Raw genomic sequence first — 20,346 nt, forward strand, 5'->3', positions numbered from 1 at the left:
ATATAATCAAAGAAAAAACCTTGATTCCTTGATGCAAAGCTATGGGATAATTGGGATGACTCTATGGAGATATCGTGGTGTCTCTACGGAGACACGACAGTATCCTTGCGTAGAAACTGTCGTGTCTTGCCTTAGAAACTGCCGTGTCCCGCCGTGGAAACTGTAGTTTCTAAGGCCGGAAACGACAGTTTCCCGCCTGGGGACAGGACGTTATGTATTTAAATAAACTTTTGCCCTCCTGCAGAATTGGCTTATGCAAGGCTTATACTGTGTTGCAGATACTTTGAACTGCAACCTATCTGCAACAGTATCTGCCACGCTCCAACTATTTATCAACTAGTGCATTACACGCGTTTGGTTGCAGGTGGCAGATGTTTTTATATTTTTTCAACTTTGTAGAGGAGGATTACGCATTAAAATTAGGGTCACAACCGTAAGTCATAAACCAAATTCACCTCTGTGCCCTCTGTGTCTGTGGTGAAAAACTCTTGTAATGGGTTGCGCAATTCAGACCATAAAATTGCCATCTTTTGAATTGATATTGAAGCCTGTCTAAATAGTCCTCCCAATTTTTGTGCTCTGGGCTACTCCAGCCTATTTCGGCAACAGCATTGGCGCGGGGGTATGCCATGTATTCCACTTGCTCCGGAGTTTTTATGTATTCTGTCCATACATTGGCTTGTACTCCTTTTATATGTTTTGCTTCTTGTTCCGTCAATTCCTTGGGAATCGGGTTGTACCCGTATGTCCATTCGAGTGCGCAGATTCGTCCGTTTGCTAAAGGAGATATATCCATGCTTGCCTGGTAGTGGTCAAGATATACATAAGTGTTAGGAGTCATGATGACCGGATGCCCTGATTTTGCCGCGGTAATTCCTCCGGCAACACCTCTCCATGACATCAACGCTGCATTAGGGGCTATCCCGCCTTCTAATATTTCATCCCATCCAATCAGCTTCTTCCCATTCTTATTCAAGAATTTTTCAACTCTTCTGATGACATAGCTCTGAAGTTCATGTTCGTCTTTCAATTTCAGTTCTTTTATTTTCGATTGGCATTTCGGACAGGATTTCCAACGTGTTTTCGGACATTCGTCTCCTCCTATATGTACATATTCTCCGGGAAATAACTTGAATACCTCCAGCAGGACATCTTCAATGAAAGGATAGATGTTTTCATTACCGGCACAAAGTACATCGTCGTAGATTCCCCATCTTGTACCTACCTCATAAGGTCCTCCCGTGCATCCTAATTCGGGATAAGTAGCCAGTGCGGCGAGCATGTGTCCCGGGAGATCAACTTCGGGGATGATGGTAATATAACGTTCTTTGGCATACGCCACTATCTCTTTGATTTCTTCTTGTGTGTAAAATCCTCCATAAGGTGTACCGTCGTATATTCCTGGAATTGCGGCAGAATATCGGTTGATGATTGTTTCTTTGCGCATGGAACCGATTTCGGTCAGCTTCGGATGCTTCTTGATTTCTATCCTCCATCCTTGATCTTCTGTCAGATGCCAATGAAAACGATTCATTTTTTGCATAGACATTAAGTCAATGTATTTTTTGATAAAAGAAACAGGATATAAATGTCGGCCTACGTCTAAGTGTAATCCCCGGTATTCAAATTGTGGTATATCCGTAATGTTCGCTGCAGGGATACTCCATTCGTTTGTGTATGCTGTTGTGTTGGAGTAGATTTCCGGTGGAAGCAGTTGCAATAAAGACTGTATGGCATAGAAGAATCCGGCTTCTTTGTCTGCCAGTACCTGTATCTGTTCGGGAGAAATATTGATTTTATAACCTTCATTTCCTAATGTAGGATCGTTGGCACGGCTGAAAATCAAATAGTTACCGGAAATGTTTTTAGTGCTCTTCTGTATTTTTAGAGGCAATTGTGCTATCCGAGTTAATCTGTCCGTCAGGAATCGTAAAGGCGCTTCGGCATTTTTATCTTTTAGTATAATGCGGGTTTCTTTATTAAAGATGAATTTGCCTTGTTTCTCTTCGAGAGAGCGTGGGGCAGGGATGATGTTATACATGTTTTGAGATTCTGTTCCTACCATATAATCCATACCACGAAGGCGGAAAGCATACTCTAGTGGCTTTTTCTCTGTATTGAACGCATTTTTGATGCTTGCACGCAATGTGTATTGAGGAGATTTGATATCGTCACCATTCAAAAACAAAGTAGTTTGGCTCATTGGAGACAGGGTCACTTCTTTTTGTTCCGGTTTTAAATTATCGCATTGGGTTATATGAATGTGATAAGGGATACTGCTTTTGTTGGTGACATCAACTACCATACGGGTATTATTATTGATAAGACGGGTGCGTATATCCAAAGAAGAGTTTATTAGCTTCTTTAGCCATCTTTCCTCGCCGGAAATTGTGTCGTTTAATAATGCTACAAAGCAGTGATCTAACAAGGCATTGCGGAGATATCCGTCACTCCTTTCACGTGCAAACACTAGAGTTGTTTTGTTTTTTATATTATCTAGTATGGTTTGACATTTTGACATCGTATATTTGCTGACAGCTACCATTCCTTTGTTTGTAGCATAGCTCGCCAGTTCTTTGTTGTTGATGAAAATACCGTTTAATCCTTTCTTGAAGGCTCCGTCTATTGCATCTTTGCTTTCGACGGGAGAGCTCAAATCGCATTTTAACAATACGAAGTCAAATAATTCCGGAGTAGATAAACTTTCTTCTTTGTTTTGTGAAAATGTAGTTAATGTGGTGAAAAGACAACACATTATACATAATAGTTTCTTGCTCATACAGGAGTCGTTTTTAAAGGGTTATATAGATTTAATACTTAATTAGGTTTTTACTTCGTTTTCTTTAGTGGCTTATTTGAAGCAAAGATAATTATAAAAGGTTGTAAAACGAAACTAATTAAGAGATATTTTCTTTTTTAATTGCTTTTTCTTGTTGTTTGCTTTTGAATATTATACTTTTGTGTTTCCTTTGTTTCTCTGTTTGCTTTTTATTATTAATGCTAATTTTTAAAACCATGACTCAAAAGAAACTAATTGTAAGTGTGTATGTGTTCGTTTGCTGCGTTGTTACTGCAATGGGGCAGAGTTTGAAATATTATAATGCAGATGATTTTCCGCTTATTGGTAAGATGTCTGACGATACGGAAGGGCGTTATGCCCGTTTACCTCTTTCCTGTAAGGGGGAAAGTAAAAAGTGGGTATGGATATTGGGGCAGGATACACCCGGACTGGCTGTACGCTTTGCGACCAATTCAACAGCGATTGCTGCCAAATGGGTAACAAAAAGGAATAACAGTATGTCACACATGGCCATGGTAGGCGTAAAGGGACTTGATCTTTATGTGCTAAAAAGTGGCAAATGGCGTTATGTGCATTGTGCTCGTCCAAAAGGCAAGGAGAACGAGGGAGTTATCATTTCTGATATGAAAGGTGAAATGAATGAGTATATGCTTTACCTGCCCCTTTATGATGGTATTGAAACACTTGAAATAGGAATAGAAGAAAAGGCTGTGATTCGCCAACCGCAAGTGGAATCACCCGTAACAGAACGTCCTGTTATCTGTTATGGAACAAGTATCACTCAAGGCGGTTGTGCAACGCGTCCGGGGATGGCCTATACAAATATCCTTTCCCGTATGCTAAACAGGGAAGTTGTGAATTTGGGTTTTAGCGGACATGGACATTTGGAATATGAAATAGCAGAATTGATGACACATCGAAATCCTTCTGTTATTGTGATGGATTTTATTCCCAATGTGAGTGCTTCTATGTTGAATGAGCGTATTGAACGATTTATGAGTATTATTGAAGATAAAATACCGGGAGTACAGATTTTGTTTATAGAACACGTTCCTTTTCCATTGGCAGAGTTTAATTTGAAAAAAGGGGAGTGGGTGGAAGAGAGTAATGAGGCATTACGAAAAGCATTTAGGGAGTTAAAGAAGAAAGGTTATCAGAATCTGCACTATTTAAAATCGGAACATTTATTGGGCGAGGATGGAGAGAGTACGGTTGACGGCGAGCATTTTACAGATTTAGGATTTGATAGGTTTGCAAAAGGAATTTATCCGGTGGTGAAAAAGCTTATAAGGCATGCGGAAAGATGAGAGGAAAGCCTCTTCGACTACCGTTAAGGTAGAAGAAGAGGCTTCTTTTTAATAAATCCGGACTGGGGGTATGCCCTATTTATTATAACGAATAGCAAAATAATTCATGGCACTGGTTGCATCACCCTTTACCGAAATCGTAGCTCCCTTATCAACCCAGGAAGCACCGTTGCTGGCTTTGTTGTTCTCGGGCATTAAACGAATATACACATTCTCTTTACCCAGCAAGGTCAATGGCAGCTCCACATCAATGGCTTTATAGCCCGGACACTGTGATAACAACGTGTTGGCCCATACTACCATATCAGGTACGGTATAGGAGGTGATGTAATTCCAGTCGGCTTCATTGTCCATATCACCGGTCAATGACCATTCGGCTTTCCAGAAGCGGGGTTTGCTCACTTGGTTACCGGCATTATTGCTGACACTAAGCTGCATGGAAAGATGATTGGTTGCGATGTTTTTAGTCGAGAAGTTTACAATCCAGGCATACCCGCGATTGTTCTCTTCATCCCACCAGTAGGGGTTCGCCCAAGCCAGCCAGGCATTGCCGCCTGTATTGCCTTTACCGTCAGTGTTGGTATCTTGATAATTCTTCTGATAGTCTGTTCCATCTTCAAGAATAATACCGAACCCGTTTACATTGCCTCTATTGTCTCCAAAAGGACCGGTTGCGCTATTACCTACAGGCCCAAGATATGTGTAATCACCACTACCATTTCCACGCAAACCGTTGCCGATCTGATGTTTGGTATAAGTGTGACGGAAGCGACCTCCATCTCCATAGGTAGAAGGGAAAGAACCATCTTCTTTGATGATGCCATTGGTGTTGATATAACGGAATTCAGTAATCAAGCCTGAAAAACTGTTTTTGAAATCATCTGCCATCTTAAAGTCGGATCTCGACATGTGGCGAATCTGATAACGACCGATGTCGCCGGCTTTTTCTTCATCAATCAATCCGTTTGCTGCTTCCAGGTATTCGAAACGAGTGAAAAGCTCATGTACGATAACACCGGACATGTTACCTGAACCATAAGGCAAACGAGTACCGTCACGGCGATAAAGGCAAGTCGTATTGGTGTAGATATACATGCTGTTACCATTGATATCACGCATCAGCGTTGCATATTTGGCACAACGATGGGCACCACCGGCATTGGCATAACCTTCGTTGATCGGAGTCAGGCTGCCTTTGCGGACAGGCAGTTCACAATCTTTCAGTGTGACATAAGTATAGATGTCTTCGTCCGTCAGATCTCTCATATATTTTTCTTTTACAGGCAAATCCGACGCAGTACCTTCAGTGGACGACATGACCATAGAAGCTGTTACTCCGGAAATCGTGTAACGTTCGGGATCTTCTTGCAGGATTACCTTGGTTCCTTTTAATAGGATCTGCACTTTGCTGTAACGTGAGAACGTATTGTCGTCCACTGTGGGAGTTTCAATACAAAATCCGTAACGTCCGTCAAGGCTCTCGATATAAGCGGTCTTCTGTGCGATAGTATAGTCAATTGAATTTTGGGTAGTCTGTATGTTATCGCCTACATTGCCGGAGTTGCGGTCGCTTACTACATATCCGGTAATATAAATATCATCGGTCACCTTCATGCCGTCCGTATCACCCAAATTGCGAACATCTATAAACGAAACCTCAACGCCCAACTCGTCCTTTGCATTTGCTTGCATTAGGAAAAGTTGTTGTTTGTTTTCGACTTCCCAACCGTCAATGTAAACCAAATTAACGGTAGCAGTACGTACTGCGCGTTCGTCGGGATTCGGATCGGTCTGGATGATAAGAAAACCATTCTCATAAGTGATATCCCTGACCCAGCCATCCTCTTTGTCGGGCACTGTCATAGCTGCTTCGTCACTTGTGTAATCTACACTGATATGGAGATCTTTTATGTCGACATTCATATCAAGCTCTGCTCTAACTTCGCCTCCATAACCATGTACAGTCATATTAGGCTTGGCTAATTTAAATGTCGGGGTTTTCACGCCTTTCTGTTTCAGGTAGATCGTATCTGAAAGGTTTGCACTAGTGGCAGTCAGGCAGATCTTCGCCATACGCGGGAAGCCATCGTTAAAATCGTACTCTACATGGAGTGTACCGTCTCCCGAAAGATTTCTTTCGGCTACTGCTACCCATTCACCGTTATTATCTTCAAGCGCAATGTTATAATTCTGGTTTGAATAGACTTTAATTGCCAAGTCGCCAGCATCAGAAGAGAGCGTATAGGTTTTTCCGTCGGCTCCAAATTCTTCAAAGTTGGCTTCATCTCCATTGTCCAATTCGCAGGCAGACAATGAAAGCATGAAAGCTCCTAAAAAAGTGACCAGTTGTATTGGTCTGTATTTAATAAATTGTTTCATATTAGAGTCATTGTATTTAACTGATAAACACTAATTCTTTTATTTTCATTCCTTTCCCAGTTGGGTAATCGTAGTGCTGGTTGTCACTACTTTCTGACCACCATTAATTGTATTGGCGGGGATGGAAATTGCTAAACGCACTTGGGCGCTGCGGGGCTCATAAGCAGGATTGGCAGCCAGTTTGATATGAAGTTTTTCGCTATCATAGGATACTTCTTCAATCCAATTTTCTTCGGGGGGGGCGGAGCTATACGTTACGAGATACCTGATGCGGTAGAGGTCGTACTTTAGATTCGTGTCGAGCTCCAAGTCGAGTGTAGTGGTGGAAGCTGGCGTTTCTACTGTCTGTTCATTGATGATAAGGCGAGCGTCACTTGACGAAATTTCGCCGCTCTGTACCAATGTTATTGTATCACAAAGATGCTCTTCGGTTTCAAAAGCCAGTTGCACTTTACGGTTTACACCATAGTTGGCAGCGTATGAGAATATGATTTCGCTGTTCTCCTTACCAGAGAGGCGGTCGATAGAAGCCCAGTCCACTTTCTCCACGAAATGAGCATTCCAGTTCTTCGTGGCATACACTAAGATGTGGGTGGTTCCTGTGCCCGAAGATAAAATCAGATTCTTCTGTGTGAAAGCCAGTGGAAGTTCCCATTCAAAATCTTTCTCACAGCTTGTAAGTATGAAGCTGAATGTCGAGATTATCAGTAGGAGTGAATGATATAAGTATTTTCTTCGTATCATAATTGTAAATTGTTTCATTAATTATAGTAACAGTTCTATCATTTTTCCCAAGTCATATAGACCGGACGATGGTCGGAGTATTTCTTGGTAAAGTCGTCGATGATAAAGTTCCCTCCGGTGAAAGCGGACTTCAAGTCAGGCGAAATATAGATGAAGTCAATACGTGCCCCGAAATTTTTCTCCGAAAAGTTTTTATCGAGACGTGCCGAATCAATAAAACCGAAATCAAGAATACGTTGATGCACCGAGTAGTCGATTTCTCCATTTACGAGATTCTTTAATGCAGGGCGCTTTTCTTCTTCTTTGCGAAGGCGGTCGGCCAGGCGTCCGTCGGCATATTTTCCGGCATCGACGGGGGATACGGAATTGAAGTCACCCATGATGAGCCATTTCTCGAATGGTCCATTTTGGCGGATGGTTTCGAGAATAAGATCAATGTCAAGCTGGCGGCTCTCATAACGGTGTGGACTAAGGTGCAGCGAAATAATGTGGTAACCATTTATCGTACCCATTACGAATCCATGCCACATGTTGTTTTCCACCTTCATGATGTTCACGATAGGATATTTAGATGTTATGGCAGTAGGAAATCCTTTCTCTTTCTGCAACACTGCATAAGGGTGCCCATAGGAGGCAGCTAATGCTTCAAGTGATTTCTGCGTAAATTTATTGGCTTCCTGCAGACATACGATGTCGGGATCCTGGTTGCGCATCCATGTAGAGAATATGGTCTTTCCTGCGGTGGTATCGGCACGCATACCATATTCTATGTTGTAAGATATAATTTTCATGGCCTGTTTCCCTCGTTTGTCTTTGGCAAACCCAGGCAAAGCCATCATTAATGCAAATAGTGTTATTCCTAGACAATTTAGTTTCATATGATTTGAATATCTGGATAAATTATTATTGAGGAGTAGTTGAACCGTAGTAAGCATCATAAGCTTTGTTATCGAGTGCATAGCCGGAATAAACGACCTGCGTGTCCGGAATTGGATAGTATTCATGACAAGGACGGATATTCTCTTTTAAACTTGATGAACCGGTGTTTTCATAAGTCTGCGTATACCAGATTCCCCAACGAACCAGGTCGAATTTACGCTGGAACTCACCAATCAGTTCGCGTCCGCGCTCTTTTTGGATTTCATCCATCAATCGTGCCCAAGTGCGGAATTTCGGGTAGTCACCAATGCCTGCACGGTTGCGGGTCATATTCAGATATTTCATGGCAATGTCAGGATCTTGCTCCAGCTGGCAGTAACATTCTGCTTTCATTAACAGTGCGTCGGCATAGCGGAATATCTTATAATTATTTCCGTCGCGGCTACTGTCAAGATATGGACACCAGAATTTCGGGCCCGGCCAGGGGGCAGTGCTTACACTTTTGAAAGCATGGCCGTTGTATTCCCAAGCCATATTATATTTGGCACGTAAGTCACCGCCAATCTTTGTTTGCAGATTCTGGCAGAAATAAGCAGTGGGACGCCAGGGAGTCCAACAAGTAGACTTGTCGCCCAATTCCGGAATTTCCACGCCGTCATATTCGCAGGTACCTGAACGGCGGGTGATAGGCATACAAATGCTGGCAAGGTTGGAGGTATAGTTCAAACCACCGGCTACATAAGAGTGCTGGATTTCAAAGATTGATTCAGGCGTATTCTTGTTACGGAACATTACATCTTCGAGTGGATATTGACCGAGGTCGCCATAAATCTCTTCGAGCTTGGATATTGCGTCAATCGCTGTATCCCACTTCTTGTTCCACATCGCCATTTTGGCAATCAGCATCCATCCTGTGGCAGCACCCGTACGATTGGAGGCCACTTCTGACGAACGTACCTGATCCATTAGGGGAACAATTGCTGATAATTCCTTTATTAGATATTCACGCGTTTCCACAGCTGACATACGGCCCAAGCGTCCTATCTTTTGCTGTGTTTCCACATCTGCCACATGTTCTGTATAAAAAGGCACATCGCCAAAGAATGAAGTCAGCAGGTAGTAATAGAACGCACGCATGATTTTGCCTTCGCCTAACAGAGGAAGTTTCTCATTCTCTTCGAGTGGAGAGTTTTCGATTCCATTGATGGCAGCGTTACAGTACATTACGCCTTTGTAGCCATTGTTCCAAACGGTTTCACCGTGGCGGGGCTTTGCGGGGGAAATATCCAGACGGGAATCCAATGTCCCCGAATTGATATACATGAGGTCGGTGCAAGACTCTGTAGCGATAAAGAGTGTATAGTTATAAGTTCCGTTTAAAGGAATGTAACACGAGTTGAGTGCAGAGAGACATTGTTCCTTCGTCTGATAAAAGTTATCGGGTGTAGAAAAACTTGACGTATCTTCTTCCAGACTACAGGAAGCTAGCACGAACATTGACAGAAGAGCGGTCAACCAATTTTTTCTTTTCTTCATTATCATAGTTTTCATATTATTGCATTAATTAATATCTGATTTGGGCACTGAACGTAATGGTACGCGGTTTCGGGTATGCACCCAAGTCCATACGTCGTAGGGTAGAATCGCCGCTGGTTGATACGTCAGGGTCGAATCCGTTGTATTTCTTCCAGAGGTAGAGATTCTCACCGTTTACACTCAAAGTCAGATCACGGATACATTTCGTTTTCTTGTAAAGGTTGAATGTGTAGCCGATGGAAATACTCTTCAAGCGCAGGAAGGTTGCATCATGAATCTGCAAGTCACTGGGTACGTGTGTATCAATACTCCCGGCACGAGGAAGATCGGAGTTCGGGTTACGAACCGGATGCCAAGAGTCGAGCATGTAACGGTATTGGTTGGTAAACGTACTTCCCGACATATAGAGTTCGGCATAGTTGTAAATTTTGCCACCCAGGGAGTAGTTGAAGTAGATACCCACTTTTAAGTTACCGAAACGGAAGGTGTTCTGCAAACCTCCATAAATCCAAGGATCGGCATTGCCCAGATAAACCAAGTCGTCCTGACTAAGCGTTCCGTCGTGGTTGATATCGTAGTAACGCACCGAACCGTTTGAAGTTGTAGAAGGAGATGCGTAGGCAAAAGTAGCTTTATTACGGTTCACTTCGTCTTGGTTTTTCCATACACCACCATATTTGAATCCCCATAGAGCGTTCAAGGGGTAACCTTTTACATAACCATACATCATGTATGAGTTGTTGCCCGGTGCACCATAAGCTTTCACGAAATCTTCCGTACCGATGTCATCCACATTTTGTTCATTGTGAGCAATGGTGAAGGTGGTCGACCATGAGAATTTCGGTTTCTCGATATTACGGCTCTCGATGGTTAGTTCGATTCCCTTGTTTGAGGTCTTGCCAATGTTGGTCAGGCGGGAAGAATAACCGGTTTGTGTCGGTGTCTGTAAGGTTAGCAACAAGTCTCTGGTTTTCGAAATGTAGGCTTCGGCAGTCACGAACAAACGGTTGTTCAGGAACGCCAGGTCAATACCAAGATTGTAGAGGTCGGTCTTTTCCCAAGTCAGGTTAGGGCTTGCCAGACGTGAAGGATAGTATGCCGCAGGTTGTGAACCGCCAAAAAGATAACCATTTGTGGTACTGGAAAGAGCAGCCAGCGAACGATAGGTGCTGATTGCGTCATTACCGGTACGTCCGGCACTCACGCGGATCGCCATTTCATTAACCCAGTCGACCCCTTTCATAAATTCTTCTTTAGCAGCATTCCATTTCAAAGCTGCGGAAGGGAAGAATCCCCACTTGTTATTAGCGGCAAAGTTGGAAGCACCATCATAACGGCCAGTTACAGTTAAATAGTATCTCTGTTTGTAGTTATAGTTGAAACGAGCCAATAGAGACATTTTAGTACGCTTGCTGGTGCTCGATGAGGCCGAGTATGTTTGTTTATCTTGTACGGCATTCATGTTATTCCATTTTACGTTGTCGTCCATATACCCTTTGCCATTCAGAGAAAAATCATTTGAAGAAAGGCGCTGTCCCGTGAAACCAAGAAGCCCGTCGAATGTGTGGCCCGAGTCCAATGTCTTTAAATAAGACAGGGTGTTTTCGGTCAGGAGGTTGTGGTCGTCATACTCGGCGCGATAGGCTTCGCCTCCCTCTCCTTCAACCTTGGCAGGCAAGGTGCTTGGATAGTAGCGGTAAGTGTGACGCTGGTACATATAGTAGGTGAACTGACTTTTAAACCTCAAATTCTTAATGGGTTCGATTTCGATGAAACCGGTATGGTTAGTAGAGTGGCGTACCTGATAATTGGTGTTGAGCAATATGGTAGCCAACGGAGTGTTGATCTTCTGTCCGGAATAATAGAACGGGTTATAGTCATCCATTGGTTTAATGGTAGGACTCAAATAGATAGCGGAGTTCCACCATCCTGTACCACCGATAGAAGCTAAATTCTCGTCGTTGTGTCGCCAAGTGTAATTGCCGGTATATCCCACTTTCATCCAATTAAAAAGTTGGTGGGTAAGTGAAACACGCCCCGTGATACGTTCCTGACCGCTGCGGCGAATTACCCCCTCGGTGTTATTGTAGCTCAAAGAAACATAATAAGACGTTTTCTTTGTTCCTCCTGACAAAGAGAGTGCGTAATTCTGGTACATGGCTGTACGTCCGATAGTATTTACCCAGTCGGTTCCTTCGCCCAAAGAGAAGGGATCGGAGTAAGGGTATGATGACAGGGGAGTGCCATCGGTAATCTCATCATTTCCATCCGCGGTATTAAAGTAAGCATAATCGTTACGATATTGTGCCAGTTCAGATGCATTCATGATGTCGAGCTTCTGTGGAATTTTGGAGAAACCGATATCTGTTTTGAAGCTAATACTCGGTTTGTCTGCATTTGACAGTCCCTTCTTGGTGGTGATGATGATAACACCATTACTACCTTTCGAACCATAGATAGCCGTAGAAGATGCATCCTTCAGTACAGAGATGGATTCGATATCGGCGGTGTTCAAGTCGTTCAGGTCATGAACGGCGTCCATAACACCATCGACTACGATCAGCGGTTCATTAGAGGCCGAGATTGAACGTGTACCACGGATACGGATAGAAGTCGTGGCACCCGGTTCACCGGTTGTTGACATGATATCCGCACCGGCAATACGTCCTTGCAAAGCCTGGTCGATAGAAAGTACCGGAGCGTCTTGGATATCTCCCATTTTAACATTCGATACGGAACCGGTCAAATCGGCCTTCTTAACAGCTCCATAACCGATAACTACAACTTCGTCCAAGGCTGTTTTCTTATCTGGTAAGAGCTTTACATTGATCTTTTCGCGTCCCGTCACATTGATTCTTTTCTTTTCATAGCCGATAAAGCTAACCTCTAGGGTGCCATTGGCAGGGACCTGTATCTCATACCACCCGTTAAGGTCGGTCAAGGTGCCGACATGTGTTGTGGCTTCTCTGATGGTTGCTCCAATCATGGGCAAGCCTTCTTCGTCGAATACCGTTCCGGTCACTTTGATTTTTCGATTTGCGTTCTGCGCCACTGCTTCCGGAAGCAACAGGCAACATGCCACCAGCATGAGCAAAGCATTTCGGAAAGTATTCCGATAGAGCGATGCATTGTATTTATTTACTAATTGTCTCATGTGCTTTTATAGATTAAGCGCTTTCTTAAATAAGTTTATTCATTATAAATGCGGCAAGTTACCGTCACTGGATAGTGATCGGAATAGTTGTCGGTGAAATTGTCCATCAAGATCTGGGCATTGAGCATGTTGCGCATAGCCTCTCCTGATGCATAGATGAAATCGATGCGCGAACCTTTATAAGATTCGGTGGGACCTGTCCATCCTCCGTAAATGGTAGGGCAGCTGCGCACAAAGTTGATATTCATCTCACGAACAGGATCTCTATATCCATTGTCGAGAATGGTTTGATGCACCTGATAATTGATAGTGTTTCCCCCGGAAAGATCGTTTTTATCAAGTGGGGAGAACGAATTGAAGTCGCCCATCATCAGCCAGTATTTTTCATCAGGATACTTGCGGATAGTATTGTCGAGATACGTTTGAATCTCTTCCAAACGGTAAGCGTCGCCATTGGCGGCATTTGAACCGGAGGGGGTATACGAGAAAGGGTAAAGATGAAGTACCAGAATGTTGATACCTTTGATCTTGACATGAATACCTCCGTGCCATACCCCATCCAAAATGCGGCTTACCACTTCAATGGGATATTTGGAAGTGATAGATACGGGATAGCCGCTTTCCTTGCACATTTCGGCATAGGGGTGTCCCCAACGAGCTGATAATGCTGTTAGCTTTTCTTTGGTAAATCCATTGGTTTCTTCAATGGCCATAATGTCGGGGGCCTGTTCGCTGACCCAAGTTACAAAGTTGTTGTAGTCGTTGGCTTTATCCAACTTCATTCCTTCAAGTACGTTGTAACTCAACACTTTTAATGTTTCAGTCGTCACACTGGAACCGCTGTTTAATTCGAGGTCTCCAGTCGGCAGTTCTTCATCATCGCTACAACTGAAGTTGCATACAGCCATTGCCAATGCCATTGCAGCATAAAGTATTTTGCTAAATTTATTCATTGTACGTTATCTATTTATTTGTTATAGCGAATGCTTACATACATTAGTCCACTTGTGCTGTTGTTGTTAATTACAGCTGTGTCATAAGTAGTGGTTGTTCCGGCTTTATTAGCTGAAGGAATCAGGCGCAGATAGACAGTGCTTTTACCCAACAAATCAAGAGGTAACTCTATATTAGTATTTTTCCATGCATTCAATTGTTCGTAGAGTGTATTTCCCCATTGTACTACGTCAGGAATTGTGTACTCACCAACTTTCGTCCATTCGCCATCTTCGTTCCCATGTTCAGACCATTCTACATTCCAGTAGCGAGGTGCGCCAACGCTGTAATTCAATGTGGCAAGTTGTAGTGATACGTGTGTGCCGGTGATGCCAGAAGTCGAACACTTAATCATCCAGCTATTTGCTTTTCCTGTAGAAGAGTTCCACCAGGTTTTAGCTTGGAAGGCCAAGTTCTTGCTAGCGGATATAATACCTTTTCCGTCAGTAACTCCGTCAATAACTCCCAGATAACCATAATCGGTTGAGGCTGTTGGAGTTACGGCAGTATGCCATAATTCACCATTTCCTTCAGAAGGAAGTACTTTCGTACCTGAAAGCTTAAATGCATTCCATTCAGCAATAATAGTAGAAAAACTATTGTTTTTCGATTGGTCGATTTTAATGTCTTCACGCGAGAGATGACGCATCTGATAGTGTCCGATATCTCCACCATTCTCGAAACGAGTGTATTCTTCATGTACAATGACGCCTGATATTGTTCCTGAACCTTGTGGCAATATATTGCCATCGCGACGGTAAGGACAATCAATATTTGTCATCAAAAACATACTTTGTCCCTGATTGTCGTGCATTAATAAAGGATAACGGTCAACACGTTTCTGATTGTAAGTGGGACAGTAACCCTCATTGAAAGGTGTAAACGGCCCTTTACGAATAGGAAACTCACAGTTTTTCAATGTTACAAAAGTATACACATCATTATCAGTAAGTTCAGACATTGTGCGTTCTTTCTTTACCAACTTCGTAGCATCACCTTCTTCTTTAGAAATAAAGCTCTTGAAAGTCATGTCTGTCAACGTGTAACGTTGAGGATTATCTTCTTTCTTTAAAGTCAGACCTTTCAACCAGATTTTCACTTTATCGAAGGGAACAAGTTCATTCAGTTCTTTTGTATCAAAAACCAAAGCAAAACCATACTTTCCATCTAAACTCTGCACATAAGTAGTGCGATAAGTAGTACTTAGGTCGATATCTGTTTTAGAAAGCTGCGTATTAGCTGCATTATTAGCACCGGTAGCATCGCAAACGACTATCCCCTCAATAGCCACATCCTCCTCAATTTTTTGAGAACCAGTCGCATCGTTCACTAGTTTGCGAACCTCGGCAAATGAAATGGTTTCGGTTTGCTTGGTACCTCCCATCTCCATCTGACCTATATTAAAATCTGTAGTATGAGCTTTTCCCCAGTCATCAACATACGTAATATGTAGTGTAGCATTACGTTCTCCCACTTCAGGCTCATTGGCAGCAACCTTCACCTGCATTTTATTCATTTCTTTGTTAAATAAAAGCTGTGATACCCACTCTTCGCCTTTGTCATAATCCACAGTCATCGCAATACGAGTACTGTCACTAGCAGGAATATTAGTATTCAAATTCACTTCCAATTCTTTACCTACTGCAGAAACACGGGCTTCTTTGTCTGGAAAAGCGATAGAAGGAGATACACCATATTGATAAATATAGATAGTATCTGCTTTTACTTTATTGGCAAGTTTTACAATCACTTTACCTTTACGAGGAAATTTTTCATTAGCTCGCCAAATTAAATTAAAACTTCCGTCTCCTTCTCCACTCTTACGCTCAATATTGACCCATTGACGGGTTAATGAATCGCGCTCCACCGTCCATGCACATGTCGCTGTCAAAGGGACTTCACGCCTGCCTGCTTCTGACGAAATATAAATATTGGACGCATCACCAATGGTTACCACTTCCAGTTCTTCATCATCATCACATGAAAAACAGGAAAGTGACAAGGTCACGATACTAAGATATAGAAATATGTTTTTCATTACTTTGTTTTTATTCATCTAATAAATAATAATATACATCGTCCAAGCGATAGACATAGAAATTATCTACAAATACACGATTATTGCCTGTAGTGAGAGTGTAGTCACCACCAATGATTTGAAATTTGGTATTAGCAGTAACAGGGCGTTCAGGAGGACTTACCACATAAAAATTATGGCGTCCTTTATTCCACATTGTAGTAAGTACATCAGGATCAAGAGGGTCATAATAATCCAGGTCGATTGTTTTTGTCGTAGTATGGGTATCAGCAAATTCGCCTCCATTCAATATGTTGATAACCAATTTATTGTTATCTTTTTTCCCATCTTCTTCAGTATAAGCGACCGCATCAAATGAAACAAGCAGTACAGAGTCTCTTACAATGTCAGTAATGTAGGGTGTGATAAGATCAGCACCATGTCCTTGATCGTCACCAAGGCGGATAAAGCCGAATTTACCATAACAATAAGCTTTGTCTTCCTCCTTTGCGATAGTTGACGACCACTGATACTCTTTTTGTGCTTCCGTCCAGTCACCAATCAATTTCTCATTCGTAGTCACATTGGGAGAGGCGGTAGATGAACCATATTTCAGCCATTCAAAATCTTCACCTAGCCGGGTTGTGAATCCCTGGCGAATGTTGATAAACCTGCCGTAGTCGACCTCGGGGGAGGTGATTGAAACGGTAGCGATACGGCGTTTGTAATCTTTGGTTTGTGCTTCCCATGCGAGATGCCATTCGTCTTCACCAGTCGCTTCGTTCCGGCCCACTTTTTCTGCTTTCAACCAATTTTCAATTACTTCTTCTTCCTCCTGTTCGTTAGCAGGAACTTTGCTTTGTACCAAAACTGAATAATTCGTATTAGTCTTAACAAAGATTGAAAGCTGTCCTGCCTTAGGAGGAATATTGAGAGCTTCATCAGGCTTCATCTCTACTTTCTCTCCTGTCTGGTTGTCCACATGACTCACACTAATAAACTCGTTTCTTCCTTCTTCGCTGTCATCGCAACTCCAGTAGGAAGGAAGTAATAAGAATAAGGTTAACAGAGGTAACCATCGCCTCCATCTTACATTCTTGGGCAAATGTTTACACGATAAATTAATTTCCATCATATAAAATATAAATTAATTAAAAATAAAATACTCTTTGTTTTAAGTGCAAATGACTATATAATATATTGCTTAATAATGACGGAGGATTTACAGTTCTGTTAAGAGGTTATCTATTAGAACAAAATCGGAATAATTTAGCATGGGTTTCATGCAAAATTCACATCGGTAAAGTGATAAGTGTTTCTTTCTTTTCATAGCGTTTGTAGTTTCTACTTTTATCTTTTATTATAGGTTGACGCCACAAATATAAATATAAAAAGCATATAAACAAACTTTTTAGAAAGAAAACGAAAGAAAATAGATGTAATAGAAAGAAAAAGAAAGGGAAGGCGCATGAAAAATAACTTTTTTATTGTGGTAGATTGTTTTCTTGGAGATGATTTATCGAAGGTGTTTGCCACAAAAAACAAAAGCTACGGGAGTTTCCCCGAAGCAAAAGTCTTGAAGCTTCGGGGATGTTTTTATATTGATGGAAAAAGTATTGTGGTAGCACGAAACATTGTCGGTGCTATATATTCTTATTTATTACTTGTGTTCACTTTCAGACGAATGTAGTTGGGATAGTGGTCAGACAATGCATGCGTATTCTTTTCACGTCTTTGTGGATGAACCGGCATAAAGCCGACGTAGATAACATATTTACCTATCTTTATGTGTTGACAAAAAACAAGGCGATCGATATGAAACGAAAAGAAGTGCGTTGGGATTATCTGACTTTAGAAGATGTACACGATGACTTATTTCATTGTTCAGTTACTCCGGAAACCACCATCGTCTCGAAAGAAGAAATCAGCCTGATTCATTCAATCATTAAAAGCTTGCCGGAGAAAAGAAGAAATGTGTTAATGCTAATCAAGTATCATAGTCTAAAGAATAAAGAAGTGGCGGAAATCTTGGGTATTTCGGTTAAAACAGTAGATAATCATTTGGCTGCGGCTATTCGCGACGTACTGGAGGCATTACAAAAGCAAGATATAGATTCCGGTAGCCGGATGAGGCTTATGAGTTGGTTACTTTAGTTCTTCTTATAAAATTGCGGAGACGAATCCTCGTTCCATTTATTTTTCGTCAATCTAAGAAGCTGTTTCCTTTTTTTTGTCTTACTTTGCATATCAAATAGTTATATCCCATTTTTGATATGCGTTACTCTGTCATAATCCCCGTTTATAATCGTCCCGATGAAGTGGATGAATTATTGCAAAGTCTTACCATGCAACACTTTAAAGATTTCGAAGTCGTTGTTGTAGAAGATGGTTCCTCCATTCCCTGTAAAGAAGTAGTAGAACGGTATGCAGATCGGTTGAATATAAAATACTTCTCTAAACCTAACTCCGGTCCGGGACAAACCCGTAATTACGGGGCAGAACGTAGCGAAGGGGAATACCTTATTATATTAGATTCTGATGTCATTCTTCCCGAAGGATACTTCGATACGGTAGAGAAAGAACTTCTCGTTTCTCCTGCCGACGCTTTCGGCGGTCCCGACCGTGCGCACGATTCTTTTACGGATATCCAAAAGGCGATAAACTATTCCATGACTTCTTTCTTTACGACCGGAGGGATCCGTGGCGGGAAAAAGAAGATGGACAAATTCTATCCCCGCAGTTTTAATATGGGAGTTCGCCGGACAGTGTATGAGGCTTTGGGCGGATTCTCAAAGATGCGTTTTGGAGAGGATATTGACTTTAGTATCCGTATCTTTAAGAACGGCTATACTTGCCGGCTTTTTCCGGATGCCTGGGTGTATCACAAACGCCGCACTGATTTGAAGAAGTTCTTCAAGCAAGTGCATAACTCCGGCATTGCCCGTATTAATCTTTATAAGAAATACCCGGACTCTCTGAAACTGGTGCATTTGCTTCCTGCTGTATTTACGCTGGGAGTGGCACTCTTATTATTAGGAACCCCATTCTGTCTTTTCAGTTTTACGCCGATCATTCTTTATGCATTGCTGGTATGCATGGATTCTACTATTCAGAATAAGAGTCTGGCTATTGGCATTTATTCCATAGCCGCTGCATTTATACAACTTATCGGCTACGGTACAGGCTTTTGGCGTGCATGGTGGCAGCGTTGTGTCAGAGGAAAAGATGAGTTTGAGGCTTTCCAAAAGAATTTTTATAAGTAACCTACTTTTAATTTGTTTACTACCATTCCTATTTTTACTTAAAAGGAATGTTGCATGACACCCGGGTGTCGTACAACTTACCTTAGCATAAAAAAAGAAGAAGACTATAATCAAGTTTTTTTCCATATTAAATTAAATAAGCCTACCTTTACACCTTCAAAACATAGTAAATGGAAAGTAAACACAAACTATCCATCAACCAATGGGCACTGGAGGACCGCCCACGGGAGAAAATGATGGAAAAGGGAGCAGCAGCATTGAGCGATGCCGAACTACTCGCTATATTAATCGGCTCCGGAAATACGGAAGAAAGTGCTGTTGAACTGATGCGACGCCTGCTCCTGTCTTGTGATAACAATCTCAATTCTCTGGCAAAATGGGAAGTCTGCGATTATTCCCGTTTTAAAGGTATGGGACCGGCGAAGAGTATTACAGTGATGGCAGCATTGGAACTTGGAAAGCGTCGGAAACTGCAAAACACAAAAGAAAGGCCTCAAATCACCTGTTCAAAAGATATTTATGATATTTTTCAACCTTTGATGTGCGACCTCGAACAAGAAGAATTCTGGGTTCTTTTATTGAATCAGGCAACGAAACTGATTGATAAGGTGCGTATCAGTACCGGTGGAATAGATGGAACATACACCGATGTACGCACCATCCTTCGGGAAGCATTGCTGCAAAGGGCCACCCAAATAGCTGTGGCCCATAATCATCCTTCAGGGAATATCCGTCCTAGTCAGCCTGACAAAACACTGACAGAACATATTCGTAAAGCGGCAGATACAATGAATATCCACCTGATAGATCATGTCGTCGTTTGCGAAGACGGGTTCTTTAGCTTTGCGGATGAAGGATTGCTTTAATTTCCTCTACATCTTTATTCCCTTTTGCAACAATTTACCATCTGGGTACGTTTCTCATTCATTTTTTATCTCTATCTTTGCGATATATAACAAAATGAGAAGACGTATGGAAAAGATTGAAATAGAAGAAAAGATTGTAGCCATGCTAAAAACGGTGTACGATCCGGAAATTCCGGTGAATGTATACGATCTTGGACTGATTTATAAGATAGATGTCTCCGATAATGGAGAAGTGGTACTTGATATGACATTGACAGCCCCTAACTGTCCGGCTGCTGATTTTATCATGGAAGATATTCGTCAGAAAGTGGAATCGGTGGAGGGTGTGAGTGCGGCTACCATTAATCTGGTGTTTGAACCGGAATGGGACAAAGATATGATGAGTGAGGAAGCGAAACTCGAACTCGG

15 protein-coding genes are annotated in these 20,346 nt (G+C 42.1%); 6 read left to right on the forward strand and 9 right to left on the reverse strand.

From position 1 onward, the window contains the following. Nucleotides 1-451 precede the first annotated feature (451 nt). Entirely contained in the window at nt 452-2,779 is a 2,328-nt protein-coding gene (locus ACT8YW_RS15370; RefSeq protein ID WP_444105944.1) for an Sb-PDE family phosphodiesterase, read from the reverse strand. Between the two features lie 236 nt (nt 2,780-3,015). Here ACT8YW_RS15370 and ACT8YW_RS15375 point away from each other — a divergent pair, with 236 nt between their 5' ends. Further along, complete coding sequence (locus ACT8YW_RS15375; protein ID WP_444105946.1) at nt 3,016-4,107, forward strand: SGNH/GDSL hydrolase family protein; 1,092 nt, start codon at nt 3,016-3,018, stop codon at nt 4,105-4,107. Between the two features lie 75 nt (nt 4,108-4,182). On the opposite strand, the gene ACT8YW_RS15380 is transcribed toward ACT8YW_RS15375, so the two are convergent. Genes ACT8YW_RS15380 through ACT8YW_RS15415 form a run of 8 tightly spaced genes read right to left on the reverse strand, consistent with a single transcriptional unit; the run spans nt 4,183 to nt 16,944 of the window. Beyond that, nucleotides 4,183-6,486, reverse strand: a complete 2,304-nt coding sequence (locus ACT8YW_RS15380; protein ID WP_444105948.1) for a DUF5689 domain-containing protein — start codon at nt 6,484-6,486, stop codon at nt 4,183-4,185. 45 nt (nt 6,487-6,531) lie between these two features. Beyond that, nucleotides 6,532-7,230, reverse strand: coding sequence for a BACON domain-containing protein (locus ACT8YW_RS15385; protein WP_444105950.1), 699 nt, complete (start codon nt 7,228-7,230; stop codon nt 6,532-6,534). A gap of 38 nt (nt 7,231-7,268) precedes the next feature. Next, nucleotides 7,269-8,108, reverse strand: a complete 840-nt coding sequence (locus tag ACT8YW_RS15390; RefSeq protein ID WP_157454363.1) for an endonuclease/exonuclease/phosphatase family protein — start codon at nt 8,106-8,108, stop codon at nt 7,269-7,271. A 25-nt stretch (nt 8,109-8,133) separates the two neighbouring features. Continuing rightward, nucleotides 8,134-9,645, reverse strand: coding sequence for a RagB/SusD family nutrient uptake outer membrane protein (locus tag ACT8YW_RS15395; protein WP_233562271.1), 1,512 nt, complete (start codon nt 9,643-9,645; stop codon nt 8,134-8,136). Between the two features lie 28 nt (nt 9,646-9,673). Then, complete coding sequence (locus tag ACT8YW_RS15400; RefSeq protein ID WP_192918788.1) at nt 9,674-12,799, reverse strand: SusC/RagA family TonB-linked outer membrane protein; 3,126 nt, start codon at nt 12,797-12,799, stop codon at nt 9,674-9,676. Between the two features lie 35 nt (nt 12,800-12,834). Continuing rightward, nucleotides 12,835-13,752, reverse strand: coding sequence for an endonuclease/exonuclease/phosphatase family protein (locus tag ACT8YW_RS15405; protein ID WP_008645136.1), 918 nt, complete (start codon nt 13,750-13,752; stop codon nt 12,835-12,837). Nucleotides 13,753-13,766: 14 nt separating this feature from the next. Then, complete coding sequence (locus tag ACT8YW_RS15410) at nt 13,767-15,830, reverse strand: DUF5689 domain-containing protein (RefSeq protein ID WP_444105954.1); 2,064 nt, start codon at nt 15,828-15,830, stop codon at nt 13,767-13,769. Between the two features lie 10 nt (nt 15,831-15,840). Then, a complete protein-coding gene (locus ACT8YW_RS15415) occupies nt 15,841-16,944 on the reverse strand; it encodes a hypothetical protein (protein WP_444105956.1) in 1,104 nt (367 codons plus the stop codon). A 333-nt stretch (nt 16,945-17,277) separates the two neighbouring features. Here ACT8YW_RS15415 and ACT8YW_RS15420 point away from each other — a divergent pair, with 333 nt between their 5' ends. From ACT8YW_RS15420 to ACT8YW_RS15440, 5 genes are all read left to right on the forward strand, one after another. After that, on the forward strand, nt 17,278-17,499 hold the full coding sequence (locus ACT8YW_RS15420) for a hypothetical protein (RefSeq protein WP_444105958.1): 222 nt from the start codon (nt 17,278-17,280) through the stop codon (nt 17,497-17,499). A gap of 23 nt (nt 17,500-17,522) precedes the next feature. Next, entirely contained in the window at nt 17,523-17,963 is a 441-nt protein-coding gene (locus ACT8YW_RS15425; protein ID WP_444105960.1) for a sigma-70 family RNA polymerase sigma factor, read from the forward strand. A 119-nt stretch (nt 17,964-18,082) separates the two neighbouring features. Beyond that, nucleotides 18,083-19,072 carry a glycosyltransferase gene (locus tag ACT8YW_RS15430; RefSeq protein WP_444105962.1) on the forward strand — a complete coding sequence of 330 codons (990 nt, stop codon included), beginning with the start codon at nt 18,083-18,085 and terminating at the stop codon, nt 19,070-19,072. 170 nt (nt 19,073-19,242) lie between these two features. Continuing rightward, complete coding sequence (gene radC, locus ACT8YW_RS15435; RefSeq protein ID WP_444105964.1) at nt 19,243-19,938, forward strand: RadC family protein; 696 nt, start codon at nt 19,243-19,245, stop codon at nt 19,936-19,938. Nucleotides 19,939-20,044: 106 nt separating this feature from the next. Continuing rightward, nucleotides 20,045-20,346 (forward strand): metal-sulfur cluster assembly factor (locus ACT8YW_RS15440; RefSeq protein ID WP_444105966.1); only part of this gene is annotated, 302 nt, incomplete at its 3' end.

Origin of the sequence: Bacteroides sp. (assembly GCF_052357945.1) — a bacterium.
Taxonomy (GTDB): Bacteria; Bacteroidota; Bacteroidia; order Bacteroidales; family Bacteroidaceae; genus Bacteroides.